This is a genomic window from Mycobacterium farcinogenes (genome assembly GCF_019739075.1).
GTDB lineage: Bacteria > Actinomycetota > Actinomycetes > Mycobacteriales > Mycobacteriaceae > Mycobacterium > Mycobacterium senegalense.
In genome coordinates this window covers 3,537,877-3,562,023 of the sequence record NZ_CP081673.1, presented here as the reverse complement: position 1 = coordinate 3,562,023, position 24,147 = coordinate 3,537,877, and the positions used below count along the sequence as shown (strand labels likewise).

The window sequence follows — 24,147 nt, the reverse complement described above, 5'->3', positions numbered from 1 at the left end:
GATGACCGGGATTGGGGCAGAAGATGTTCCGGGACAGTGGCTGACTGCGGCCGAAGTCGCGCGGTCCTCGCAGTTGCGCGAGGATCTGGTGGAACGGTTTCTGCCGGCAACGCGACCGCAAGTGAACCTCTACGGACGCGATCTTGTGCCGGTGGCACGATTTGTGAAGGTACTGACCGATCTGGGGACACCCACCGCCGCTGTCGAAGTGGCCGTCGCGGAACTGCGGGCCCGGCCGGAGGCGGCGTTCAATGTCGCGCTCAGAGGTGCTGGTGGCGGCAACCGTTGGTCGTTGCGTGCCCGGCATGCCGGTCCGGCCCGACGTCCCAGGACTCGAACGGTGGTCGGGATGGCCACCGCCGCCGCGTTGCTGGTGGGTGGCGCCATCGCAGTCACCTCATCGGCGCACGGCGAAAAGACTCCAGCCGCCGAGCCGGCAACCTCGAGTGCAGCGAAACCCGTTCCTGCCGAGTCAGTTTCATCGTCTGTGCGCGAAGATCGGCCAGGCGCCAAGCCTGCCCAGGCGTTTGCGGCGGCGAAACCGGATCCAGTCTGCGTCCGGTGGCAGCGAGTGAGTGCGGGATACGACGGCAAGCAGCAGGCCTGGGCCAAGACGGATCATCGGGTGGCTGCCGCACGCTGGTCGCCCAAGCAACGATCGGTGACGATGGCGGTTATACCTGTCATGCGGCAGGAGGCCGTCGAGCTGCGCCGTCTGGCAGACGAGTCCAACGATCCGCTTCTGGCCGGTCTCTTGCGGGCACAGTCTCGTTACGTCGACAACTATGCCGCCAAGCTGCCGAAGTTCGAACCTGCAGACCACGCGAGTTGGACTGCGGCCACGGCGATGGACGGTGCAGTGAAAGCTGTGTGCTCGACGCCCCGTTGAGCATCCGAACCCGGTATCTGGTGGGGCACTTGGGGATGGTGCCCCACCAGAAATCGGTTCGGTTACAGCGGAATCCAGGTGCCGAGGAACCAGAAGCCCCAGCCGCGGCCGTCTCCGGCAGGCATCGGGGTGACCCGCTGCCCGTTCCATTCGAATGGCTGATGGTCGCGACGCCCCGCATCGATTCCGCGGCCGTGCCAGTCACCGCCCTGAGGCCCGCGGTCGTCGCGGTGTTCACACGGCGCACCAGGACGGTCGCAGCCGGGGCCGGGATCGGCGACGGCGGTACCGATGCCGACACCCAGCAACCCGGTGACCCCGATTCCTGCCGCCAGCACAGATACGCCCACGGATTTCTTGAAACCCATTGCTCTACTCCGTTTCTGAATGGTGCGGCGGTCGCTGCCGCACGCGGAGCAAAGCTATTTCGGCCGGATGGGTTTGCCCTGTGGCTACTGTGGGGACGGGCTGTGCGATCGATAACGGTTCGAGCACCGGCCTGCGTCTACCAGGTCAGGTTGTGCTTTTCGAAGTGGCGAGCCAGGGCCTCCATGTATTCGTCGCCATGGAAGGGGCCGCGGGCACCGATGGCCTTTTCCAGGAACGGGCCGTATTCCTCGTCGTTGACGTAGGTAGACCAATGGGTGATCTGGCCGTCGTCGTTGGTGTCGATGAAGCTGATCGAGTAGAAGCCCATCGTCTCGCCCGCAGCGGTGGTGCCCTCCCAGCGATAGCGCATGACGAGGCCGTTCTCGGCAGGCCAGAACTTGTGATCGACGGGTTTCCAGTCGGGGAAGACCACTGAATAGGCCTTGGCCTCGACAGTGGCGGCCACATCGAAGGAGGTCGCGACGTCCTTGAGCACGAGTTCCTGCCCGGCCACGAAATAGGGGGAGGTGTACACGGCGTCGTCAGTGAATTCCCATTCGTCGTATGACTCGCCTTCCTGGACTTTTCGCAGCACGTACTTGTCCCGGTAGCTTTCCGCCATGCGGCGGTGTTTGGCGATCCGATCAACGAGATCCATTGCGGTCCTTATCGTTCGAGGAGCGGTAGGGCCAGACCGACAGCGCGTGTGGCGTGGCGCACACAACTAATATACAGAGCTGTATCACAGATTCAATGGTGAATTTGCAATGGTGAATTTGCAGGTATCGGCGCAGCCGTGCACACAGCAACCCGCCCCGCAGGGAAGCCCTGCGGGGCGGGATCCGGGTCGTCTCAGAACGTCGGTACGAACACGCCGTTCATCCAGACGCCCCAGTGCTGCCAGCCCTCATCCCAGACCTGGGGGTTGCCGGCTCCCCACGCCGGTGCGGCCGGTGCCGGCGGTGCCCACGCGGGTGGCGAGCCCGGGGTCGGCCCACCTGGGATGGTCGTCGCGATCATCGGCTGATGAGGTGCCGGTGCATAGGGTGGGGCAGCGCTGGCGGTGGCCGCGCTCATCCCGGCGGCACCCGCCGCCATCCCACCTGCAATCGCCGCGCCGGCAATGATCTTGGCGATCTTCATAGTCGTAGACCTCCAATCCGTATGCGAATGAATTTCGCCGGATCCTCTGGCTATCCAGCCCGGATCGGCCGTAAACCTGATTACGCCGACGAAAAAATGACCTCAGCCCGCGGTTGACCGCCGCGACGTGGCTTCGCGGTGGTCCGGTGCGTCGTATACCAGCACAGACCGCCTGGCTACAGTGTCCGCATGACGCTGCACGCCGACACTGCCCGCCAGGATCTGGTCACTGTCGGGGTGCCGACGCACTGGTACAACCTGGCGGCGGAGCTGGACCAGCCGATCCCGCCCCACCTGCACCCGGCCACCAAGGAGCCGGTTGGACCCGACGACCTCGCGGCGCTTTTCCCGAGCGGGTTGATCGCACAGGAAGTATCCACCGAGCCGTACATCGAGATCCCCGAAGTGGTCCGCGACATCTACGCGATGTGGCGACCGTCGCCGTTGATCCGGGCCCGGCGATTCGAGCAGGCGCTCAATACCGGTGCCCACATCTATGTCAAGTACGAGGGCGTCAGCCCGGTGGGCAGCCACAAGACCAATTCTGCTGTGGCGCAGGCCTATTACAACCACATTGACGGCGTTCGGAAGCTGACCACCGAGACCGGTGCCGGACAGTGGGGTAGTGCGCTGGCATTCGCCGGAGCGCAGTTCGGCCTCGAGGTCGAGGTGTGGCAGGTCCGCGCGTCCTACGAGTCGAAGCCCTACCGTGGCCATCTGATCCGGACCTACGGCGGCACGGTGCACCCGAGCCCGTCGAATCTCACCGAGTCGGGTCGCGCGATTCTCGCGGCGCACCCGGACACCACCGGCAGCCTCGGGATGGCGGTGAGTGAGGCCGTCGAGGTGGCGGCTGCCAATGCGGACACCCGCTACGCGCTGGGCAGCGTGCTCAACCACGTGGTGCTGCATCAGAGCGTGATCGGACTGGAAGCCGTGGCTCAACTTGCCGCCGTTGAGCCCGATGGCGCCGATGTGGTGTTCGGCTGCGCGGGAGGCGGATCCAACCTTGCGGGACTGGCATTTCCGTTCCTGCGCGAGAAAATCCATGGACGGTCGAACCCAAAGGTGATCGCCGCGGAGCCGGCTGCGTGCCCGTCGATCACGCAGGGCGAGTACCGCTACGACCACGGCGACGTGGCGGGCCTGACCCCGCTGCTCAAGATGCACACGCTGGGAATGGACTTCGTACCCGACCCGATCCATGCCGGTGGATTGCGCTACCACGGGATGGCGCCGGCGCTGAGCCACACCGTCGAGCTGGGCCTGGTCGAGGGCACCGCCATCGCTCAGCACGACGCGTTCTCCGCGGGCGTGTTGTTCGCCCGTACCCAGGGCATCGTGCCGGCTCCCGAGTCCACACACGCGATTGCGGCCGCCGCTGCGCGCGTGGCCGACGACCCGGCCGAGCAGGTGGTCGTGATCGGGCTCTCCGGTCACGGCCAGCTCGATCTTCCGGCATACGCGGAATTCCTGGACGGCAACTTCTGAACCGGCGCCGGCATCTCGGTCAGATCTGCCAGTCGTTCGCCCCGTCATTCTGGTTGTAGAGGCCGACGGAGTTCTTCACGACGACGGGGTCGCCGCTGCCGAAATGGTCGAAGAACCACTGCGCGTTCGCCGGGCTGAGATTGGGGCAACCGTGACTTACGTTGCGTTTGCCCTGATCGGCGACGGACCACGGCGCGCTGTGCGCGAAAATGCCGGTATTGCTGAGTCGGACGGCATTTTTGACCTTGAGTTTGTAGCCTTCGGCGGAGTTCACCGGGACACCGTAGGTTGACGAGTCCATGACGATGTCGGCGAACTTCTCGAGTACGTAATAGGTGCCGTTGGGGGTTTCGTAGCCAGGCTTCCCGAGGGAGACAGGAAAGGTCTTTTCCAGGACGCCATTGCGGTGGATCTGCATTTGGTGGGTGTCGTCGTCGATGGTGGCCACCAGCGCATCGCCGACCCGGAAACTCGACTTCGTGCCCGCGGCGTCGATGTTCACCACCGTGCCGGCGGGCCAGAAATCGATTGGCCGCCAACGCACCTGGGTATCGCTCATCCAGTAGAACTTTCCGGGCACCGGAGGGTTGGAGGAGATGTGAATCGAACTCTCGGCCAACTGGCGGTCGGCGATCGGTCGCTGGAAGTTGATGTAGATCGGCTTCGCGACGCCGACCGTCGACCCGTTGGCCGGATTGAATGCCGGTGGCAGAAATGGCGGCTCGCCAACGAACGGCAAGGGGTTCTGCCCTGCCGGGACATCGACGTTGGCTGTCTGACCGAGCGGGTTGAGCCAGGACATCTGTGTCGGGTCGAACTGTGGGGCCGGTTCGACGGGCTGGGGCGGCCCGGCCGGTTCAGCCAGGGCTGAAGCGCCTGCGACGGTGGATGCGGTGATCGTGACGGCCGCCGCGATCGCGGTGATCCACAGGTGTCTGGTGCGGTGTTGCACTGGGCCTCCATCGATGAGGTGTCGTTGATGACCACGCCCACGCGGGCGGGTTCATGGCGTGGTCCCAGTCTACTAGCTACGTACGTGGATAGTAGATAGCTACAGAGCCATCGCTGGCTCCACGTCACATGAAGTGGCCCCACTTCTTCAATGAATATTCACAAAACCCATACCGATCCAACGATTTGGGCGGCGACGGTGGAGGACATGCCTGACATCACCAACCTCCCGCGGCTCAGCCGCCGAGGATTCCTCGCGGCAACCGCCGCGCTGAGTGCCACCGCTGTCGCGGGCTGTCAGCGCGACGCCGGTGCCACCTCGACCCGCGTTGTGACCGCAGACGCGATCGCCGCGGCCGAAGCTCGTCGGCCGCACAGCGGGCGCACCGTATCCACGACCTTGTCCGCCCAGCGCACGCGGGTGGACCTCGGCGGCACGGTTGCCGACACGATCGCCTACAACGACGTCGTGCCCGGCCCGCTGCTGCGGGCGTCGGTCGGCGATGAACTCGAGGTAACGGTCCGCAACAGGCTCACCCATTCGACTTCGGTGCACTGGCACGGCCTGGCGCTACGCAACGATATGGACGGCGCGGCACCCGCCACCCTTGACATCGCCGACGGCCAGGACTTCACCTATCGATTCTCGGTGCCCCATCCGGGAACATACTGGGCTCATCCACACACGGGGCTCGACGCGGACACCGGTCTGTACTTCCCGTTGATCGTCGACGACCCGAATGACCCGGGCCGCTACGACGCCGAGTGGGTGGTGATGCTCGACGATTGGACCGACGGCGTCGGGCCGAGCCCGGCGCAGATCTATGACCGACTGCGGATGCCGTCAGGAGATGGGCACGACATGCCGGGAATGGGTGGCCGGATTGGTTCGCCCCTCGGCGGTGACGCCGGTGACGTCGACTACCCGATGTATCTGGTCAACGGGCGTAATGCGCAGAACCCCACCAGCTTCCGGACCCGCCCTGGGCAAAGGGTGCGGATCCGGTTGGTCAACGCCGGCTCCGACACCGCGTTCCGGGTCGCGCTGGCGGGGCACCGCATGATCGTCACCCATACCGATGGATTCCCGGTGGCGCCCCGTGAGGTGGACGCGCTGCTGATCGGGATGGGCGAGCGTTACGACGTGACCATCACCGCTGGCGACGGAACTTTTCCGCTGGTGGCCGTCGCCGAGGGAAAGAACGCGTCGACGCGGGCGCTGTTGGTGACCGCCGTCGGATCGACTCCGCCCCGTGACTACGCACCGCCCGAGCTGCATGGCCGCTTGGGCACGGTCAGCTCCTTCACCGCCACACCGGAGGCCAGCTTTGACGCCGCTGCCGCGGATACTGATCTGCGGGTTGAGCTGGGTGGCTCGATGGCCGAATACGAATGGACGATCAACGGCCGGTCATTCGAGAAGATGCGTCCACTGACCGTGCGCGAAGGCCAACGGGTGTCGATGACATTCCGGAACTCGACGATGATGTGGCATCCCATGCACCTGCACGGGCACACATTCCAAGTGCTCGGTGAAGACGGACGCCCAGGGGCACGAAAAGACACCCTCGTCGTGCTGCCGATGCAGCGACAACGCGTGATCTTCACCGCTGACAACCCTGGGACGTGGATGTTGCACTGCCATAACACGTATCACCAGGAAGCCGGGATGATGACGCGCCTGGACTACGGCAGTTGACGAGTCGCATTCCACCGCAGTACTACGTACTGTCCTATTCAGTACGTACCGGCACCGGGTCGCAAAGCCCAGACGCCCGATGCCCGCGGTAGGCTCGGACTACCGACCGTGGAGGGTGTAGTGCGTGTACGAGGGTTCGGCGAACTCGAAGCCGAGATCATGGATCGCATCTGGAACCGCGGCGATGCAGCGGTCACGGTGCGCGACGTATTCGATGAGCTCGCGGAGGAGCGCCGGATCGCCTACACCACCGTCATGTCGACGATGGACAACCTGCACACCAAGGGCTGGCTGCAGCGCGACCGCGACGGGCGCGCCTATCGGTACTGGCCGACACTGAACCGCGAGCAGCACACCGCGCATTTGATGCGTGAGGCACTCGACGGCGGCGGCCGCTCGGATCTAGTGCTCAGCTATTTCATCGAGCAGATCGATCCAGAGGATTCCGATCGGCTGCGTGCGGCGCTACGCAGCTTGGCCCGACGCTCGACAAAGGCGAGGAAGCGGTGAATATCGCTGCGGGCCTGCTGATCTACAGCGCGGCGATGGTGCTGCTGGCGCCGCGGCTTCTCAGCATGCTCACCCGTGGCGGTTCGGCGCCGCGGTTCGGAGTCGCCGCCTGGTTGACCGCCATCATCAGCGTCTTGGCGATCTGGATCGCCATTCCGGCATTGGTGATCGGCGATGTGGTGTCACACACCGGCCAGCGCAAGTCGCTACTGGCGTCGTGTGTGGAGTTGCTTTGCGATATCGCGGCCGGACGCGCCGGTTTCGCGGCACAGGCGACGGTGGTGATCGGTGCGGTCACGGTGATCGCGATGTTTATCGGGTTCGGGGTGAAGGCATCACGTGCCATTCGGCAGATGCGGGCCCATGCCCATAGCCATGCGCAGGCCGTTCGGCTCGTGGGCCGTCCTGGCGGCCAGCGGGATGTCTTCATCGTCGATTCCGATGAGCGCACCGCGTACTGTGTGGCCGGCGCGCCTCCTGCGATCGTGGTTACCACCGGCACCATCGCCGCACTCGACAACGACGAGCTGCAAGCCGTCCTCGCCCATGAGCGGGCTCACCTGGACGGGCATCATCCGAAGATCGTGACGGTCCTGCGTGGTTTGGCCATCGTGTTCCCGCGGGTCAAGCTCATGACCCGCGGAGCCGCTGAGGTCGCGCGGCTGCTGGAAATGTGCGCCGACGATGCCGCGGCGCGCCGGTTCGGTGAACGCACGCTGCTGACCGGGCTGATGGCTCTCGCCGGTGCCACCCCTGCGCAGGCGCTCGGCGCCGCCGATGTGGCGTTGTTGAATCGTGCTGAACGCCTTGCCCTGCCACCCGCACCGTGGGTCCGGCTGGGTGCGCGTGCCGGCCTTTTCGGGGCCATCACCGTGATCGCGCTCGCCCCGATCGCGACGTTTGCGATGGGTGTATCCGGCCTGCTGTGCCGTTGAAGTCATGTCCCGTTCGAACACGCCGCGTCAGTATTCGATGATGCGGGTGACATAGGGTGTCATCCCCGATTTGCGGACCGCCGAGATCTTGACCGGCACGCCCGTCTGCTGAGCCTCGATCATTTGGCCATTGCCTAGGTAGAGCGCCTCGTGCTGTCCGCCGCCTGGTCCCCAAAACAGCAGGTCGCCGCGTTTGGCCTGCGATGGCGGCAGTTGCCGTCCGGCGGTGTACTGATCGCCCGAATAGCGGGGGAGTAGCACGCCTACGCCGGCGAATGCGTAACGGGTGAGCCCGGAACAGTCGAAGCCGACGGTGCCGGCACCGGAGTCCACGCCGCGGCTGGGTCCGGTCAGGCTTCCACCTCCCCAGGCATAGGGGACTCCGAGTTGGGTGCCGGCCCGCCGGATCACGTACTCGACCGCCTGCCTGCCGTACACGCGGTTCCCGCGGAGCACTGGCGCGGCTCCGGTGTCGGCGGGCGCGAGGCCCAGGCTGCCGAGGAACTTTCGCCCCATGTCGAAGGTCGTCTGCGCGGCGAAGGCGCTCGCTTGGAGCGACGCATTGGCTATGGCCACAGGGTCTCCGGGCGCACCTGCGCTGAGCAGATTGGGAAGGGTGGGATCCCATTGGCCGGCATCCGGCTGTGCGCCCGCGATAGGCGCTCTGAATGCGGCCAGTGCCGCCACCAAAACCCCTGTGCTCAAAAGTGTTCGACGGTCCCAGTCGTGTCTGCCTCCGTGCGGGATGGATGGCATGTCACCCGCTCCTTCCCGCCACGTTGCCGGCCGCGATCGTTCGGGAATGGAGACCAGCCGAGCTACGTAGTAACTACGTACGTACGTACTCTACATGACAATAACCCCGTGAACCCCACTAGTCACAGATTGCACTTGTGTAATTCGATTGCGGAGGTTGCGTTTTGGTATCAGCAGCCGCCGGGGTCGTTGATCTTCACCAGCATCTTGCCGATGTTGGCCCCACTGAACAGACCGTTGAGTGCATCGATGCTGGATTCCAATCCTTCATAGACGGTTTCGCGGTGCACCAAGAGTCCTTCTTTTTCCCAGCCTTGCAGTGCGGCGAACGCCTCGTCGAAGCGTGCCCATTCCTCGAGGGCGATGAAGCCCTGCATCGTCGAAGCGGTGGCCAGCAGGTTCACATAATTGGACGGCCCCGGATGATCGCCGTTCAAATAGCTCGAAATGATGCCGCACATCACCACGCGCGCTCGGTGCGCCAGGTTGGCCAGCACAGCGTTCAGAATGTCGCCGCCCACGTTGTCGAAGTAGACGTTGATCCCGCCCGGACACGCTTCCTTCAGCGCGGCGGTGAGGTCGCCGGCCTTGTAGTCGACACAGGCGTCGAAACCGAATTCCTCGACCACGACCCGGCATTTTTCGGGGCCGCCCGCGATACCGACCACCCGGGCACCGGCGATCTTGGCGATCTGGCCGGCCACCGACCCGGTGGCACCCGCTGCCGCCGAGACGACGACCGTCTCGCCGGCTTGCGGATTGCCGACGCCTTTCATTCCGAAGTAGGCCGTCGCACCCGTCGGTCCGTAGATCGACATCACCGCCAGCGGATCGGTGTATCCGACCACCGGCGTGCTGAACAGATCGTCGCGAATGATCGCGTAATCCTGCAGTCCGGTCAGGGTGGTCACGAGATCGCCGACCTTGTAGGCATCACAACGCGATTCGACGACCTCGCCGATGCCCGCCACCCGCACCACCTCGCCCAACTGCAGTGGTGGCAGGTAGCCGGGCTCGCCGTCCAGCCAGGTGCGAGCCGCCGCGTCGATGCCGACATAGGTGGTGCGCAGCAGCGCCTCACCGTCAGCCGGCACCGGCGCGGGTGTCGTCACCATTTCGGTGTCGTCGGGGGAGACCAGCCCGTCGGGACGGCGCCGCAACAGGATCTGGCGGTTCTGGCGGGGCGCGGCATCAGTCAATTCGGGTCTCCCGTAGTCATCAGAATTTTCATATTGATTCTTAGAACTCGCTTCGATTAGCGTCAACCCCTGGAGCGACAATGTCCCGCTTGGTAGGAGGATTCCGTGGCCTCCGACGACGTAGCACCGCGCCGTGGTCGGCCGCCCCGCATCGACAAGAGCGCCATCGTCGCCGCGGTGCGAGAGATCGGTAGCGAGAACGTCACCATGCGGCGGGTTGCCGAACATCTCGGAGTGAGCCTTCCCGGGCTGTACCACCACGTCAAGAATCAAGATGACCTGCTGCGCCTGGTCACCGAGAGCACACTGGTGAACTCACCGCCGCCGCGGTACAGCGGTCAGCACTGGGCCACCTGGATGCGCAGCTACGCGTCCTACATCCGAACGGTCCTGGCGTCCGAGCCCGCGCTGGTGGAGAAGTTCGTCACCGGTGGGGTGCGCGCCGACATGGAGATGGAGTGCAACGGCGATGCGGTCGAAGCGCTCGCCGGGCACGGGTTGGCCCCCGATGATGCGATGGCCGTCTGGGCTGCGGTGAGCGCAATGGCGATCGGCAGTGTCACCGAAGCGCACCGCGAACACCTGCACGCCGAGGACGGGCAGCCATGGCTGGCGCGGATCTTCAAACTCCTCGCCAAACGTCCCGCGTCCGACTATCCGACATTGCGCGCGATAGCGCAGTCCGGATATGACCCGTTCGGCGAGGACAGTTTTCAGCAACGAATGACCATGTTGCTCAATGGTATTGCCGTCGAATACGGACTTCCGCCAGAGCCGGTTCCCTAGGCGATGCCGAGAACAGCAGCGGTGAAGCGCCACAGTTTTTGTGCGGCTCGGTCGGCACTCGGTGCCGGCGTGACTCGGAGCTGTTGTGCGATGCCGTGGCGTAAGCCACCGATGACGTAGGCGCCCGCGCTCTCGGCGTCGAGGTCTGTCGGCAGTTCGCCGGATTGCTGTCCGTGGCGAATGTTCGCGGCGGCGTGGTCGATGAGATCGTGAACGTAGGCCGCTTCGAGTTCGGTCAGCTGTGGGTCGCTCGCGGTGCGGTTGAGCAGGATCGGGGCCAGCGGGTCAGCGAGGTGATAGGCGACGAAGCGGTGGGTACGGTCGCGTTCGCGCGTGGCCCAGTCACCGGCGGGAAGGTGGCCATCGGCGATCGCGTGGCGCAGACCGTCGTAGAAGCCGTCATAGATCGCGGTCAGCAGGCCACTTTTCGATCCGAAGTGGTGGTAAAGCGCCCCGGTGCTGAGGCCGGTGCGACGAGTCAGCCCGCTGAGCTCGAAGGCACCGTTCCCGTAAACGAGTTCGGCGCGCGCGGCGTCGATCAGCTGTTGACGTCCGACCGGGGCGCGTGCCATAGTCCGCACCATAACAGAACTCAGTTATGTTTCGGTGAGGCGATCATGAGCACTGAAGTGACATCGTTGACGGAGCTGGCCGGGGACCTCGCCGGTACCTATCGGCGGACCCACAGCAGCGGCGAACAGGTGGACCCCGCGGTGGCGGATGCCGACTTGGCTGCGGTGCTGCGCGACGGGTATGTGATCCTGCCCGATCTGCTCACCAGAACCGAGCTCGCTGAGATTCGGGAGTCGGTGGCCCCGCTGCTGAATCAGCGGGGCCGCAACGGATTCGAGGGACACACCACGCAGCGGGTGTACAGCGTGCTGAACAAGACCCGCAGTTGTGACCGGATCGCCGATCATCCCCGGGTGCTGGCGCTGTTGGACCGGCTGTTCATGCCGAATTACCTGTTGTCGATGCTGCAGGTGATCAATATCCTGCCGGGCGAGCAGGCCCAGATGCTGCACACCGACGACGGCTTCTATCCGCTGCCGAGACCACGAAAAGCCCTGGGCGCAGCCACGATCTGGGCGATCGACGATTTCACCGCTGACAACGGGGCCACCGACATCGTCGCGGGCAGCCATGAATGGGGGGATCGCCGGCCCGACCCGGCCGAGCGCCGACCGGTGATCATGAGCGCCGGCTCATGCGTGTTCTTCCTCGGCACGCTGTGGCATGGTGGCGGCGCCAACCGATCCTCGAACGCGCGCCTGGCCCTGACGGCCCAGTATTGCGAGCCGTGGTTGCGCCCGCAGGAGGCATTCACCTTGTCGATGACGCGCGACACGGTCCGCGCCGTGTCCGAGGACATCCGCCGCATGCTGGGCTACAGCATCCATCCGCCGTTCATCGGCCAGGTCGACGGCATGCACCCCAAACGCCTGCTCGAGCCCGGAGCCCAGCCCCTCTGACGCCGACCGCGACGGCGCTCGCTTGCACAGAGCACCGACGACAGCACGTTGCTCAATCATGAATTGCGTTGGGGTGTCAATATTTATGTGAGTGACTGGCGCAGCACGCGCTTTGTCATGTGAATTTGCTATGGGTCTTCGATGATGCCAGATATGCGTCACATATGAATTCCTCGACTTTTTTCCAGCCACAACTAGCCTCGACACAAAACCCCTACCCAGAAATCGGGGTTCACCAATTAAATTGGGAAGGAACGAAAATTGTCGCGCGGCAGGGTTGTGGGAAGCGTCGTCGCCACCGCAGTTGCGGCTGCATTGGGGCTGTGCGGCTCTGCTCCGGCCTCGGCAGCACCCACCGGACAGACGTCAGCGCAAGCGACGATCAGCGAGCTGGAGGCCCAGGGATTTCGGGTGATCCTCAACAAGGTCGGTAATGCGCCCATGGATCAGTGCACGGTGACCGCGGTGCGCCAAGGCACCGACGTCAAGCATTCTTGGGTGCAGCGCGGCCCGACCGGCAGAGTGAACAATCTCGTGCGCTACACCACCGCCTACGTAGACCTGATGTGCAAACGATAAATATGGTGTGGGGGCGACATCGCACACCCGTCAGGGCACCACGACCGCGCGGCCGCGGACTTTGCCGTCGTTGAGGTCACGGTAGGCCTGGGGCGCATCATCGAGCGAATAGGTGGTCGACTCGGCGTGCACCATGCCACGGGCGGCAAGGTCGAGCAGCTCGACGAGCTCGGTTTGTCCGCCCCAATATGTGGTTTGGACGCTGACCTCGTAAGGCTGGGAGAAGAACGACAGAGGCACCGAGCCCCCGGCGATGCCGACGATCGTTACGTCGCCGAGGGGGCGTGCGGCGCTGCGCGCGAGTTCGATTGTGGCAGTGGCCCCGACGAAATCCAGTAGGACATCCGCCCCATGTCCGTCGGTGAGATCCTTGATGGCCGCAACAGCGTCGTCGTCCGACGGCAGGACGTGATCGGCGCCCATCTTCGTGGCCAGTTCCAGTGCTTCCGGCCGATTGTCAACGGCGACCACCCGGGCAGAGGTGGTGGCTTTGATCAATTGCAGCGCAACATGGCCCAGTCCTCCGACACCTATCATCACCACCGTCGACGTCGGTGTCATCTTGGGCCACGATCGGCGGATCGCATGATACGGAGTCAGGCCGGCATCGGTGAGCGGTGCGGCTGTCTCCGGCTCGAGTCCGTTGGGCAGCGGCACCAGCAATCGTTCGAACGGGACCAGCAGGTACTCGGCCATCCCGCCGTCCAGTCCGAGGCCGCCACCGCCGCTCACGACCGGGGCAGCCGTTGGATTCTCGCAGTAGTTTTCAAAGCTCAACCGGCAGCGCTGGCAGGTGCCGCAGCCCCACGGGCCGTAGACGGCGACGGCGTCACCCTCGGCCACCGTGGTAACACCGGCGCCGACGGATTCAACCCAGCCGGCGTTCTCGTGGCCCAGGGTGAACGGCATCTGCCACGGCATCGTTCCCGGTTCGAAATCGTGCATCAGGTGCAGGTCGGAGTGACAGGCGCCGGCACCTCCGACTTTGATCACCACTTGCCCCGGCCCGGGCGTCGGTTTCGGGACGTCGACGAGTTCGGGTTCGGTTTTCCAGTCCATCAACCGCAGTGCTTTCATCGTGCCCTCCATCGGTGTGAGTGAGCAGCTCTCATTCGAACGTAGGCCACGGATCGACGGTTCGGATCGGAAACCGGTGGTCATCTGCGGTGAACTCAGTTCGGTCCCTTCTCGCTGTACATTCGCGCCTATTGGGGCCAACCCGCGATCACCGACGGCACGTGGAAACCCCCTGCAGTAGAACCGATGTGATCCGCTTCGGGCCAGCGGTCACGGAAACGGTATAGGTGGAATGGCAGAAGGCAACGGGACTTCGGGAATGGCCCCGGGTAATTCGACTCGAGGTACGTCCGCCGGAAGCTGAGCGCGCGGGATATCGTTCGGCAGCGGCACCTCGGGGACCGCACTCGGCAGCGGTACGGGCGGAACATCACTGGGCAACGGGAACGGCGGTATGTTGGCCGGAACCGGCAATGTTGTCACGGGATCTTCGGACGCGGCCGGCCGTCCTGGGGCGACACCGCAGCCGGCCGTGGCCACCAGTGCGGCCGTCAAGGACGTGAGCAGCACGGCTCGCCGACACGTCCGTTCACTCCCGGCACCCACCTTGTTCACCCTTCGCGATCCGTGTTCGACGCTATCACCGGCCTGTCCCCGGGATGCGACGCTGTATCCGTAACCGCACGAAACTAGCTGCCCCCTCGGGCGACGATCACCGGCACACGAGACTCCTGGGACACTGCCGTGCTGACTGAGCCCAACAACATCCCGGTGAACCCGCCGCGACCGTGGCTGCCCACGACGACCAGCTGGGCATCTTCGGCACGGGCGAGCAGTTGGCGAACCGGATTCTCAAATTCGACCTCGACGCTGACGTTGACCGCGGGATAGCGTCTCTGCCAGTGGGCCAAGCGTTCGGCCAGGCTCTTTTGGGTCGTCGACTGTAACGCCGACCATTCCATGGCGAAAAAGCCGTTCGTGGCGGTTGAGTCGGCCAACACGTGCAGTGCTACCAAATCCACCCCGCGCCAAGATGCCTGCCCGAACGCGATTTCGGTCGCCCGTTCCGATGCCGGTGATCCGTCGATCCCCAGCAGCACCGGCGATTGCTGTGCCGACGGCGAGGATGCCGGCTCATCGTGAATGACCGCGACCGGGCAGTGGGCGTGGTGGACGACACCGGTGCTGACCGATCCGAGCAGTCGGCGATGCTGCCATCCCGTTTCGCCGCGGCATCCGACCACTACGATCTGGGCTTGTTTGGACAGACCGACCAAGGTCGGCGCCGGCTTGCCGAACCGCAACTCGCCGATGATTTCCGGTCGCTCGCCGGCGTTCGCACAGTCATGCGCGAGACTGATTGCCTCGGCCAGGATGGTGGAGCCTGCGTCCTGTTGAGCCTGGACGACCTCCGGTGGGATTTGGCCAACGGACCAGTCCAACGTCGAGGCCACCGCCGGTAGCGAATCTGTGACATGCACGATGGCCAGTGGGGCGTTACGCCCGACTGCCTCATGTACCGCCCATCGCACCGCCTCGCGCGCCTGCGGGGATCGGTCCACCCCGACAATCACGCTGTGTGCTGCGATTCGGTTCGACATCGCGCTGCCTTTCTTCCGGGAACGGCTTGCCGAGCAAGGCAACTTGGTGGTTGGTCGATGTCGACCCCACGTTCAGTTATCTCATGCGCAGAACGCGGAATGAAGGGCCTTTGGTCTCATTTTCCAGGCACCGACGTCAAGAGAATTGCAGCAACGTTGACCAGTACTCCCAGAACCGCATCAGGACCAACAGGGCCAGTGAGGTGTACCAGAGCACCACGAACGACCAGCGCCACTGATAAATGGCGCGGGCGAGCGCATTCCGGTGCAGCGGTTGCAGCGCTATCGAACTCACGACGACCATCAGAGGGATGGTGACCGCCCATACGATCATGCAATAGGGGCACAATGCGCCGATGCGGTAGAGACTCTGAAATATCAACCAGTGCAGGAATACCGAACCCAGGACGGTTCCTGCCGCCAGACCTGCCCAGTACCAGCGGGGCAACCGGATGCCGCCGACCGTCAGCACGCCGGTGACCAGCGTGACGGTGAAGGCAACCATCCCGATCAGTGAATTGGCGAAACCGAGCACCGAAGCCTGCCAGGTCACCATCACCGAACCACACGAGATAACCGGGTTGACGCTGCACGAGGGCACGTAGGACGGGTCGATCAGCAGCTCGATCTTTTCGACGGTCAGGGCCGTCGACGCTGCCAGCCCGAGGATGCCGGCGATCAACACATAGACCGCACCGGCCTTACCGACGGCTGGTCCCGGGGAGCGCTCGTTCTCTGCCACGCCGGACGAATCTAGTCTCGCGCCAAATACCGCAGCTACGGCCAAAGGTCCTCACTTGTCGCGTCCTCGACCAACCAGCTGTCCCGCCGCCGCCAGCCCCAGTGGGATCCTGAATTCCTGCCGAAGGTCCGCGCGCAGTGGGCCGAAATACCCTCGAAACACATATGCACACCTGGTGACACTGGCGTGGTCACTCCGCACCACCGCGTGGAGTCGGTACCGAATCGCCTTCTCCCGACACGTCTGAAGTTCTCGCTGAACGGTAAGGAGCTCACGATGGCTGCCAGCCCGATTCGGTCAAATCGGTTTTCGGTACGAAACATCTTGAAGACGGGCCTTTTCGGATTTCTCCTGGCTGCCCTGCTGGTCACGGCCCCGGCCTGGGTACACCAGCGTGGACAGTTGAATGTACCCGGGACTGTGTCCGGGGATGCGGCGATCCGAACGTGGTGGATCGACAGTCGTCCCGACTTCATCGCACTTCGGACCGCATTGGACGACTCACAGGAGGCGTTGCAGCAGGGGAACGTTGAGGCGTTGGAACCGGCGTGCGAGCGCATGCACGACATGGCCGCCGTTGATCTTGCCGCCCACCTGCCGACCCCCGATACGCGACTCACCGCCGAGCTGACGGCCGCGACGAACGACGCACACGACGCCGCACATATCTGTCTGTCCACGATTGGCGGTGCGATGATCAGCTATCGTGCCGAGTTCGATACCGACATGGACCAGGCGTACAAGCACATGGCTGCCGCCAGGGAGATCATCGACCGAGTCGTCAGCAATACCCGATATGCGTGACTGCTACCCGTTTTGGCGCCGAGATGGTCGCGGACAGTACGGAAGGCGCTGCGGGTATTTCTCTTCAGATCGGCGGTTGTCAGTCAGCCACTGTGCATCAGCCCAATGTGAGCCCGCGGGAGCCCTCCTGGTGCGCCGGCTGGATATGGCTCCACTGCAACCGAACCTGCGTGCCAGCGGGCGCGGACTCGACCACCGCACGATCGGCAAGTGCTCGCATCAGCGAGATTCCACGGCCGCGGGACGGGTCCTGTTCCGTGTCAGGATCTCTGATCCGCCAACGCCCTTCATCGGCGATGGTGACGGTGAGAGTCGACAGATCCCGATAGTCGGCCCGCAGATGCATCACCCCGCGTTGTGCGCTGGAGATGTAAGCGAACTCGGCAGCGTTGGCCAAGGCTTCGTGAACGGCGAGTACGATATCGCTGGCCTGGTCTGGCGCCAGGGTGAAACTCCGGCGCAGCCACTCAGAGAATTCGAAGCGTAGTTGCGCGACGTGCGGCAGTGTCGCGGGAACCCCAAGCTTACGAAAGCTTGTGGACCCGAGAGCTCCGGTGGTTTCGACTTGTCCGGATACTTCTGTCAATTCGCCTGCTCCGCCAGTGCGAGCAATGCCTCGGCACGCGTGGCATACACGTCGATAATGTTGGTGATACCGATCAGTGCCAGCGGGCGACCGGTCGCCGGACCGCTGGCGACGACAACGAACCGAGCCGCCGGGGCGAGAGCGTGGTGTGCGGACACGAGTAGCCCGATCCCGGCTGATGCGAGAAAATCTACTGCGCTCAGGTCCACGATCACGGCTTTGGGCACACGGGTCGCGGGCCAGGTCATCGCAGCTTCCAGCCGGGGAAGTGTCAGCGCATCGACAATTCCGGCTACTTCGACCAGGCAAATATCGCCGCGGCGTTGCTCTGTGACTGTGCAATGGGAATGATGCCCGCTGCCATTGGTCGCTGGGTCTGGCCCACTCGTCATCTACCGGCCTTCCTGGGTTCGGCTCTACCTGGTCTGCACCGTGTTTACGTCGATGAGGTGCCCGCGCAGTAGAGGCGAAGGTCCCAATGGGCCAACTCTTCCTGCAGCCCGCGGGATTTCATGGCGTCCACGGCCATACAAAGGCCATTCGTCACTAGCATCGACGGATTCCGCCCTGTTTAGCTCGGACGTTGTAGCGACGTGTCGAAGGGGACACCATCGTATCGATTCACGACTACTCAGAGAGGAAAGCACCCATGTCATGCGTCATGGCGAAAGCCGGTGTTGCCGGCTGCATCCCTATCCGAATCGACTCGGTGGGGTAGCCGCGCGATGAGACGGATGAAATGTTCTGCCGACGGGTGCGACGGCCACCACATCGTCGAAAGCCGCTGTCATTACTGTGATCAGCCGCCGAAGGCGCGGGGGCTGTGTGTATCCCACTACAACAAGGCGCACTACATCTGCAGTCAGCGCACGCTGCCGACTTACCACGTCCTCACTCCCGAAGATGTCCGAGCGATCCGCCGGTTGTCGGCATCTGGAGTGACGCAGTACGAGCTGGCCGCCAGGTTCGGAGTGACCCAAGCCAGCGTATCCAAAGTGGTGCGCCGAAAGACATGGCGTAACGTGGGATGACCATTCGCAGCCGTAGCCGAGAACCACCTCAGGAACAGGGAACGCCCCGCTGCGGAAGTTCAGCGGGGCGGCTGCAGCAGCGCGACCGACTGCTAGGGAGGGTCGAGGCTATCGGAACCTCGGCCCAGTCGCGCCTCCCTGACCAATTGGAACTGCAGCATCACCAAGGTAGTTCGCCGGTGCAGCGCCCTCATAGGGACTTTGGACCTCAAAGGATCACTGAAAGTCCCTACGTTGCCCGGGCTTTGGGGAACAGGAGTAGTGAAAGCGGAGTCGTGCCGACCGCGATCACGTTGAGGAAATCTAGGGCCTTGTGGCCCTTCCGGATTGCCGCTCTACTGATCCAAACTGGGGTCTCCCGAGATCGAGAGGCCTAGCTGATGGCTCAATACCGCGCACCGAAGTGGGTGTGGTTGCTACTGGTCGTGGCGTTACTCCTTTGGGTTGTGCTCTAAGACGCCTACGGCTGTCCACTTCGGTTCGAGGAGGCGCTCGACGGCACGATCATCACCGGGCAGGGCGAGTGGTGAATGAGGGCGTGGCTGGTCGAGCCGAGGACTGCACCCACAAATTCGCTGCGACCCCGACTACCAACGACGATCAGCTGCGCTTCATGCGCCCAACGCATCAATGCCCACGCCGTCCGGCCACTCGTCACCGCGCAATGAACGACGACCTCCGGGTAGTGTTCGCTCCACCGCTCGATGTGCTCATTCAGGAGTTGCAATTGTTGCGCTTGGTATTCCAGCCACCATCGTGGCTCTGAATCCCGGTCGGTGAGGCTGCCGGGCAATTCACCGCAGCTGAAGACGGCGGTGAGATCAGCGCCGCGCAGCGCAGCTTCCGCGAATGCCCACTCAGTAGCGTTGTCAGCTGCCTCAGAGCTGTCCACACCCACGACGATCGTTCGCTGCTGTTCTGCGTGCGCATCGTTTCGCACTCCGCGTACCACCACGACTGGGCCGTATCCGTGGGCACTCACGGACACCGCAACCGACCCGGCATTGGCGGCGCCCTTAGTTTCGGCGCGACTCGTGCCCACCACGGTCATTAGTGCCTCTCGTGACAAAGCAATCAGCATCTGCAGGGGTCGACCCACCATCGACGAGGTCTCGACTACTACCTCCGGGCACATGGCAGCAATCTGCTGCTGAGCCTCAGCCAGCAAGTCGACGGCGTTGAACTCCAGATGCTTCAGTATCCGGTGCTGTGACCAAGGGCCGAAATCGATTTCTGCCTCCCGCGGATCGATGATGTGGACCAGCCGCACCGAGGCCTTCCGCCGGTCCGCTTCGCGTGCCGCCCATGCGGCCGCGTCGAGAGCCGCCATCGATCCGTCAATGCCGACAAGTATGTTGGCATTGACGGCGGCCCCGTTCTCGTTCCTGGGCAATGGAACTCCTTGTTCTCGTTTCGGCGCCGTGACTGCGCGATGTAGTGGTCAGCCCACGTATTCCGCTGCGCTGTTCAGTCCGGCACGTCCGTCATACCCAGATTGGTGTCCCGATTGGGCCACGTGAAGGGTCCTTGGTCCCCAACATCGAGCCCCTCTCGGCGAGAGAACCGCTGGTGACAGCCGCCGCTGACGGCGAACCACTGAGGACTTTCGGCCCTGCTGAATCTGGCTTCCCAGCAGTACTTTTGACGGTGGCGCGACCAAGTGCCGCAGAGACGCCGAGACTTTGCAGGGTGTCCGCCGGAGCGCAGCGACTTCTGTTCGTCTGGAAGTGAGAGATGTATACGCCGGAACAGTGCAGGATACTGTCAGATCTACCCGTCGGATCCTGCGCCACTATTGTGAGAATCTCCGACGAATCGCCAGATTGCGTCGCTTTGCGGTTGCGTCACTTAGGTTTTCGTCCCGGGTATGCAGTGGAACCAATCCGGGTCGCACCGCTCGGTGATCCCGCCGTGTACCGCATTCTGGGCTATGACATGTGCCTAAGACGTCGCGAGGCGCGCCACATCCTGGTGACGGTGGTTTCGTGAACGCTCCTGCCTGTCACGGCAACGCTGCCGATGACATGCCTATCGGTCAAACGCGTATCGCTTTGGTCGGTAGTCCCAACAGCGGAAAGACCAGCGTCTTCAATCACCTCACCGGCATGAGAGCCCGGACGGGTAATTATCCGGGCGTCACGGTCGCGCGCCGTGTCGGAGCGGGTCGGCACAACTGTACAAGTTGGGGCACGGTGAAGTTCATCGTCGAAGACCTGCCCGGTAGCTACAGTCTGCACCCGGTGAGCCCGGACGAACAGGTGGTTGCGGATTTGCTGCACGGGGCCCTTCCCGGCATTTCCAGTCCTGACGCGCTGGCCGTGGTCGTCGATGTCACCGTGTTGGAGCGCTCGCTGTCACTGGTGTCCCAGGTACTGGCCCTCGGCCGGCCCACCATGGTCATCTTGACGATGATGGACGAACTTGCTGCCCGCGGCGGCCATCTCGACATCGCTCAGCTGTCGACCGCGCTCGGGGTGCCGGTAGCTGGAGTAATCGCCAGCCGCGGTAAGGGTTTCGGACCGGTACGGGAACTGATGGCCGCTCCGGAGTGCTGGCCGCGGGTTCCGTTCCCGCCGCCGCAGGATGACGCGGAGTTCAGTTCCTGGAGCGCATCCGTACTGGCCGCCGCCGAGTACCGGGCGCCGCGGGCCGACGACCGCAGTGCGCGAATCGACCGTGTGCTTTTGCATCCGCTGTGGGGAACGTTGACATTCCTGACGGTGATGGCCGCATTCTTTCAGGTCATCTTCACTGTCGCTGCGCCGCTTCAGGATCTGGTGGAGCAGTTCTTCGGCTGGCTGGGCGGTTCGGTCGCCACGGTCATTCCCAACGAGGCTCTGGCTGGGCTGCTCGGTGACGGTGTGATCGGCGGGGTCGGCGCGGTGCTCGTGTTCATTCCACAGATCGTTTTGATGTTCCTGCTCATCTCGCTACTGGAGAACGTCGGATACATGGCGCGGGCCGCGTTCTTGGTGGACCGCATCATGGCGACGACCGGGTTGGAGGGACGTGCATTCGTGGCGATGCTTTCCTCGGTGGCCTGCGCTGTACCCGGCATCATGGCCACCCGCACTCTGCCTTCCTCGCGCGACCGGATCGCGACGATCATGTCCGTTCCGCTGATGACTTGCTCGGCCCGCCTACCGGTTTACGTTCTCCTGGTCGCCCTACTGGTCGACCCGAACGTGCACTGGGGCCCGGTCGGGCTGCAGGGGCTGGTGATGTTCGGGCTGTATGTTCTCGGTGGTTGCGCGGCCATGACGACCGCATGGCTGTTCAAAAAGGTCGTCTTGGGTGGGGACATGTTGCCCTTTTACATGGAGCTACCGCCCTATCGGTTCCCACCGGTCAAGTCGGTGTTGCTCAGTATGTGGGACGCGGCGCAGGCATTCCTGCGTAAGGCCGGCACCATCATCCTGGCCACCTCGGTGTGCTTGTGGTTCTTGTTGAATTTGCCGCCTCACGCCGACGGCATCGACCAGTCATATGCGGCCGCGATCGGCAGGTTCATCCAGCCGATTTTCGAACCGCTCGGCTTTGACTGGCGGATTTGTGTCGGACTGATCGGCGCAATGGCCGCACGGGAAGTGTTTGTCGCCACCATGGGTCAGATCTTCGCCGCCGGGGATCCTGCCAGCCCGATTGACGCGATCCGCGGAGCAGTGTGGCTGTCCGGGCCGCACCAGGGCGAGATGTTGTTCACGCCGCCTACCGTGGCCGCGCTGTTGGTCTTCTTCGCCTTCGCGCTGCTGTGCATGTCTACGGTGGCGACGATCCGTCGTGAGACGAATTCTTGGCGGTGGCCGGTGGTGGCGTGGTGCTATATGTTTACGTTCGCCTGGTCCGGAGCCGTTGCGGCGCGTCAACTCACGATGTTGGTGACCGGGCAGTGACGGTGCTGCTGCATTCCGAAGCAACTGGGGACCCGCGAACCGTGCGGTGGGTCACCAACATCAACTGTGTTCCACGCAGTCTGATCGATGAGTTGCGCCTCGACGGCACTTTGGCAGCTGTGGAGGTGGCCGACGGCGAAATCCGCACCCGGTTGGCGTCTGGTCGCTGCTGGTCACGTGACGGTCCTCGGGTGAGAACTGCACTGTTTCAGGCGCTCTCAGCGATCCCGGCTTCCGATGACCGGCTACGGGACCAGATCGCCCGACTGGTGGCTCATGAGGTCGGGCCGTTCGTCGCTTCTCACGGCGGCAGCGTTCAGGTGGTGTCAGTCATAGACGGAGTTGTCACGGTCGCTCTCGAAGGCGCCTGTGGGCCTTGCAGTTTGCGCAATGCCACGCTGAATGATCTCATCCTGTCGTTGATCAGGGCCAAGTTCCCGGACATCCGGGCGGTACGCGCCGGCCCGTAGCTCGGCCACGCCAATAGGGTCTTTCGGCCCTATCCGCGGATAGGGATACCGCCGGTACCGTTTGTGTACACGCGGTGGGGATATGTAAACCCCGAATGGGAGGTCTGCAACATGGCTCGGACCAAGATGGTCAGGCGTTGGCGCAAGAACATGGACGTCAGCGACGACATTCAGTACACCGACATGCTCGCGACACTGTCCGAGGGTTCGGTGCGACGTAGCTTCAACCCGTACAAGGACATCGAGTGGGATACACCAGCATTCGCCGTCAAAGCAGACGACCCCCGGTGGATCTTGCCGGTATCCGATCCGATCGGAGCTCATCGCTGGTACCAGGGGCAGCCGGACGAGCGTCAGATCGAGATCGGCATGTGGCGGCAGGCCAATGTCGCCAAAGTCGGCGAACAGTTCGAGAACATCCTCATCCGCGGCCTGATGGAGTACTCGTTCTGGGTGCCCAACGGCTCGCCGGAATACCGGTATTGCCTGCACGAATCGATTGAGGAGTGCAACCACAATCTGATGTTCCAGGAGATGGTGAACCGCATCGGCATGGACGTGCCCGGCATGCCGCGGCTGCTCAAGTGGCTGCAGCCGCTGATCCCGCTGACCGCCGGCCCGCTGCCGATTCCGTTCTTCTTCGGCATCCTCGCCGGCGAGGAGCCGATCGACCACACGCAGAAGAACGTGCTGCGCGAGGGCAAGGCCCTGCACCCGATCATGGAACGGGTCATGGCCATCCACGTCGCCGAGGAGGCCCGGCACATGTCCTTCGCGCACCAGTACCTGCACAAGCGGGTACCGAACCTGCGCTGGCACCAGCGCCTGCTGTTGTCGCTTTACGTACCGTTGGTCATGCGGATCCTGTGCTCGGCGATCATCGTGCCGCCGCGCGCGTTCTGGAAGGAATTCGACATCCCGCGCTCGGTGCGCAAGGAGCTGTTCTTCGACGCCCCCGAGTCACGCAAGATACTGCGCGACATGTTCGGCGACGTCCGCATGCTCTGCTACGACACCGGATTGATGAACCCCATCGCCAAGTTGATGTGGAAGATCTGCAAGATCGACGGTCCGCCGAGCCGCTATCGCAGTGAACCGCAACGCCAACACTTGCTTTCCGTCGGTTAGCCGCCCTCGGCTGCCCGAAACCGCCCGCGAATTTGACTATTCCGGGTCGCATCGACGGCACAGCAGTAATTGCGTCATCGGCAATCCCGTGCATCG

The 24,147-nt window shown here is 63.7% G+C and carries 26 protein-coding genes; 13 read left to right on the top strand and 13 right to left on the bottom strand.

Going from position 1 to position 24,147, the window contains the following annotated elements:
- Position 1: 1 nt before the first annotated feature.
- On the top strand, positions 2-889 hold the full coding sequence (locus tag K6L26_RS16935) for an ESX-1 system-associated protein (RefSeq protein ID WP_064897867.1): 888 nt from the start codon (positions 2-4) through the stop codon (positions 887-889).
- Positions 890-951: 62 nt separating this feature from the next.
- Here the strand turns inward: K6L26_RS16935 and K6L26_RS16930 are convergent, their stop codons facing one another.
- From K6L26_RS16930 to K6L26_RS16920, 3 genes are all read right to left on the bottom strand, one after another.
- Complete coding sequence (locus tag K6L26_RS16930) at positions 952-1,257, bottom strand: hypothetical protein (protein ID WP_019344038.1); 306 nt, start codon at positions 1,255-1,257, stop codon at positions 952-954.
- Between the two features lie 137 nt (positions 1,258-1,394).
- Positions 1,395-1,916 carry a nuclear transport factor 2-like protein gene (locus tag K6L26_RS16925; RefSeq protein WP_036387446.1) on the bottom strand — a complete coding sequence of 174 codons (522 nt, stop codon included), beginning with the start codon at positions 1,914-1,916 and terminating at the stop codon, positions 1,395-1,397.
- A gap of 194 nt (positions 1,917-2,110) precedes the next feature.
- Positions 2,111-2,401 carry a hypothetical protein gene (locus tag K6L26_RS16920; protein WP_085141212.1) on the bottom strand — a complete coding sequence of 97 codons (291 nt, stop codon included), beginning with the start codon at positions 2,399-2,401 and terminating at the stop codon, positions 2,111-2,113.
- A 189-nt stretch (positions 2,402-2,590) separates the two neighbouring features.
- On the opposite strand from K6L26_RS16920, the gene K6L26_RS16915 reads away from it, so the two are divergent.
- A complete protein-coding gene (locus tag K6L26_RS16915) occupies positions 2,591-3,892 on the top strand; it encodes a TrpB-like pyridoxal phosphate-dependent enzyme (protein WP_221850863.1) in 1,302 nt (433 codons plus the stop codon).
- 19 nt (positions 3,893-3,911) lie between these two features.
- On the opposite strand, the gene K6L26_RS16910 is transcribed toward K6L26_RS16915, so the two are convergent.
- Positions 3,912-4,844, bottom strand: a complete 933-nt coding sequence (locus K6L26_RS16910; RefSeq protein WP_208862453.1) for a L,D-transpeptidase — start codon at positions 4,842-4,844, stop codon at positions 3,912-3,914.
- A 207-nt stretch (positions 4,845-5,051) separates the two neighbouring features.
- Here K6L26_RS16910 and K6L26_RS16905 point away from each other — a divergent pair, with 207 nt between their 5' ends.
- The 3 genes from K6L26_RS16905 to K6L26_RS16895 all read left to right on the top strand — a co-directional run bounded on the left by K6L26_RS16905 (position 5,052) and on the right by K6L26_RS16895 (position 7,987).
- Entirely contained in the window at positions 5,052-6,542 is a 1,491-nt protein-coding gene (locus tag K6L26_RS16905) for a multicopper oxidase family protein (protein ID WP_221850862.1), read from the top strand.
- A gap of 120 nt (positions 6,543-6,662) precedes the next feature.
- Positions 6,663-7,052, top strand: a complete 390-nt coding sequence (locus tag K6L26_RS16900) for a BlaI/MecI/CopY family transcriptional regulator (protein WP_085141210.1) — start codon at positions 6,663-6,665, stop codon at positions 7,050-7,052.
- Positions 7,049-7,987: a M56 family metallopeptidase gene (locus K6L26_RS16895; protein ID WP_085141209.1), complete on the top strand. Its 939-nt coding sequence runs from the start codon at positions 7,049-7,051 to the stop codon at positions 7,985-7,987. Before K6L26_RS16900 ends, K6L26_RS16895 begins: the two co-directional genes overlap by 4 nt.
- Before the next feature lie 27 nt (positions 7,988-8,014).
- Here the strand turns inward: K6L26_RS16895 and ripB are convergent, their stop codons facing one another.
- Positions 8,015-8,743 (bottom strand): NlpC/P60 family peptidoglycan endopeptidase RipB, encoded by a 729-nt coding sequence (gene ripB, locus K6L26_RS16890; protein ID WP_076212844.1) that lies wholly within the window; start codon positions 8,741-8,743, stop codon positions 8,015-8,017.
- Between the two features lie 170 nt (positions 8,744-8,913).
- Positions 8,914-9,942 carry an NADP-dependent oxidoreductase gene (locus K6L26_RS16885; protein WP_064897860.1) on the bottom strand — a complete coding sequence of 343 codons (1,029 nt, stop codon included), beginning with the start codon at positions 9,940-9,942 and terminating at the stop codon, positions 8,914-8,916.
- Positions 9,943-10,047: 105 nt separating this feature from the next.
- On the opposite strand from K6L26_RS16885, the gene K6L26_RS16880 reads away from it, so the two are divergent.
- The gene (locus tag K6L26_RS16880; protein WP_019344048.1) at positions 10,048-10,728 is read left to right on the top strand and encodes a TetR family transcriptional regulator; all 681 of its coding nucleotides are present in this window, start codon (positions 10,048-10,050) and stop codon (positions 10,726-10,728) included.
- Here K6L26_RS16880 and K6L26_RS16875 read toward each other — a convergent pair.
- Entirely contained in the window at positions 10,725-11,300 is a 576-nt protein-coding gene (locus tag K6L26_RS16875) for a TetR/AcrR family transcriptional regulator (RefSeq protein WP_064897858.1), read from the bottom strand. The genes K6L26_RS16880 and K6L26_RS16875 overlap by 4 nt on opposite strands.
- Before the next feature lie 45 nt (positions 11,301-11,345).
- Between K6L26_RS16875 and K6L26_RS16870 the strand changes: the two genes are divergently transcribed.
- Both K6L26_RS16870 and K6L26_RS16865 read left to right on the top strand, forming a co-directional pair.
- Positions 11,346-12,200, top strand: a complete 855-nt coding sequence (locus tag K6L26_RS16870) for a phytanoyl-CoA dioxygenase family protein (protein WP_085141208.1) — start codon at positions 11,346-11,348, stop codon at positions 12,198-12,200.
- A gap of 261 nt (positions 12,201-12,461) precedes the next feature.
- A complete protein-coding gene (locus tag K6L26_RS16865) occupies positions 12,462-12,779 on the top strand; it encodes a hypothetical protein (protein ID WP_043368006.1) in 318 nt (105 codons plus the stop codon).
- A gap of 30 nt (positions 12,780-12,809) precedes the next feature.
- On the opposite strand, the gene K6L26_RS16860 is transcribed toward K6L26_RS16865, so the two are convergent.
- The 3 genes from K6L26_RS16860 to K6L26_RS16850 all read right to left on the bottom strand — a co-directional run bounded on the left by K6L26_RS16860 (position 12,810) and on the right by K6L26_RS16850 (position 16,139).
- Positions 12,810-13,856, bottom strand: a complete 1,047-nt coding sequence (locus K6L26_RS16860; RefSeq protein ID WP_221850860.1) for an NAD(P)-dependent alcohol dehydrogenase — start codon at positions 13,854-13,856, stop codon at positions 12,810-12,812.
- A 629-nt stretch (positions 13,857-14,485) separates the two neighbouring features.
- Positions 14,486-15,397 carry a universal stress protein gene (locus K6L26_RS16855; RefSeq protein ID WP_221850858.1) on the bottom strand — a complete coding sequence of 304 codons (912 nt, stop codon included), beginning with the start codon at positions 15,395-15,397 and terminating at the stop codon, positions 14,486-14,488.
- Between the two features lie 136 nt (positions 15,398-15,533).
- Positions 15,534-16,139: a vitamin K epoxide reductase family protein gene (locus K6L26_RS16850; protein ID WP_221850857.1), complete on the bottom strand. Its 606-nt coding sequence runs from the start codon at positions 16,137-16,139 to the stop codon at positions 15,534-15,536.
- Between the two features lie 276 nt (positions 16,140-16,415).
- On the opposite strand from K6L26_RS16850, the gene K6L26_RS16845 reads away from it, so the two are divergent.
- Positions 16,416-16,943, top strand: coding sequence for a hypothetical protein (locus K6L26_RS16845; RefSeq protein ID WP_221850855.1), 528 nt, complete (start codon positions 16,416-16,418; stop codon positions 16,941-16,943).
- A gap of 97 nt (positions 16,944-17,040) precedes the next feature.
- Here K6L26_RS16845 and K6L26_RS16840 read toward each other — a convergent pair whose 3' ends face one another.
- The 3 genes from K6L26_RS16840 to K6L26_RS16830 form a co-directional block, all read right to left on the bottom strand.
- Entirely contained in the window at positions 17,041-17,529 is a 489-nt protein-coding gene (locus K6L26_RS16840) for an ATP-binding protein (protein ID WP_221850853.1), read from the bottom strand.
- Complete coding sequence (locus K6L26_RS31705) at positions 17,526-17,921, bottom strand: STAS domain-containing protein (RefSeq protein WP_221850851.1); 396 nt, start codon at positions 17,919-17,921, stop codon at positions 17,526-17,528. The genes K6L26_RS16840 and K6L26_RS31705 overlap by 4 nt, the downstream gene beginning before the upstream one ends.
- Before the next feature lie 1,099 nt (positions 17,922-19,020).
- Entirely contained in the window at positions 19,021-19,953 is a 933-nt protein-coding gene (locus tag K6L26_RS16830) for a universal stress protein (RefSeq protein ID WP_221850849.1), read from the bottom strand.
- A gap of 341 nt (positions 19,954-20,294) precedes the next feature.
- On the opposite strand from K6L26_RS16830, the gene K6L26_RS16825 reads away from it, so the two are divergent.
- The 4 genes from K6L26_RS16825 to K6L26_RS16810 all read left to right on the top strand — a co-directional run bounded on the left by K6L26_RS16825 (position 20,295) and on the right by K6L26_RS16810 (position 24,051).
- On the top strand, positions 20,295-20,549 hold the full coding sequence (locus K6L26_RS16825) for a FeoA family protein (protein ID WP_221850847.1): 255 nt from the start codon (positions 20,295-20,297) through the stop codon (positions 20,547-20,549).
- Between the two features lie 35 nt (positions 20,550-20,584).
- Positions 20,585-22,453: a ferrous iron transport protein B gene (gene feoB / locus K6L26_RS16820; RefSeq protein WP_221850846.1), complete on the top strand. Its 1,869-nt coding sequence runs from the start codon at positions 20,585-20,587 to the stop codon at positions 22,451-22,453.
- 191 nt (positions 22,454-22,644) lie between these two features.
- Positions 22,645-22,923 (top strand): NifU family protein, encoded by a 279-nt coding sequence (locus tag K6L26_RS31700; RefSeq protein ID WP_230983509.1) that lies wholly within the window; start codon positions 22,645-22,647, stop codon positions 22,921-22,923.
- A 111-nt stretch (positions 22,924-23,034) separates the two neighbouring features.
- Positions 23,035-24,051, top strand: a complete 1,017-nt coding sequence (locus K6L26_RS16810; protein ID WP_221850843.1) for an AurF N-oxygenase family protein — start codon at positions 23,035-23,037, stop codon at positions 24,049-24,051.
- The last annotated feature ends 96 nt before the right edge of the window (positions 24,052-24,147 follow it).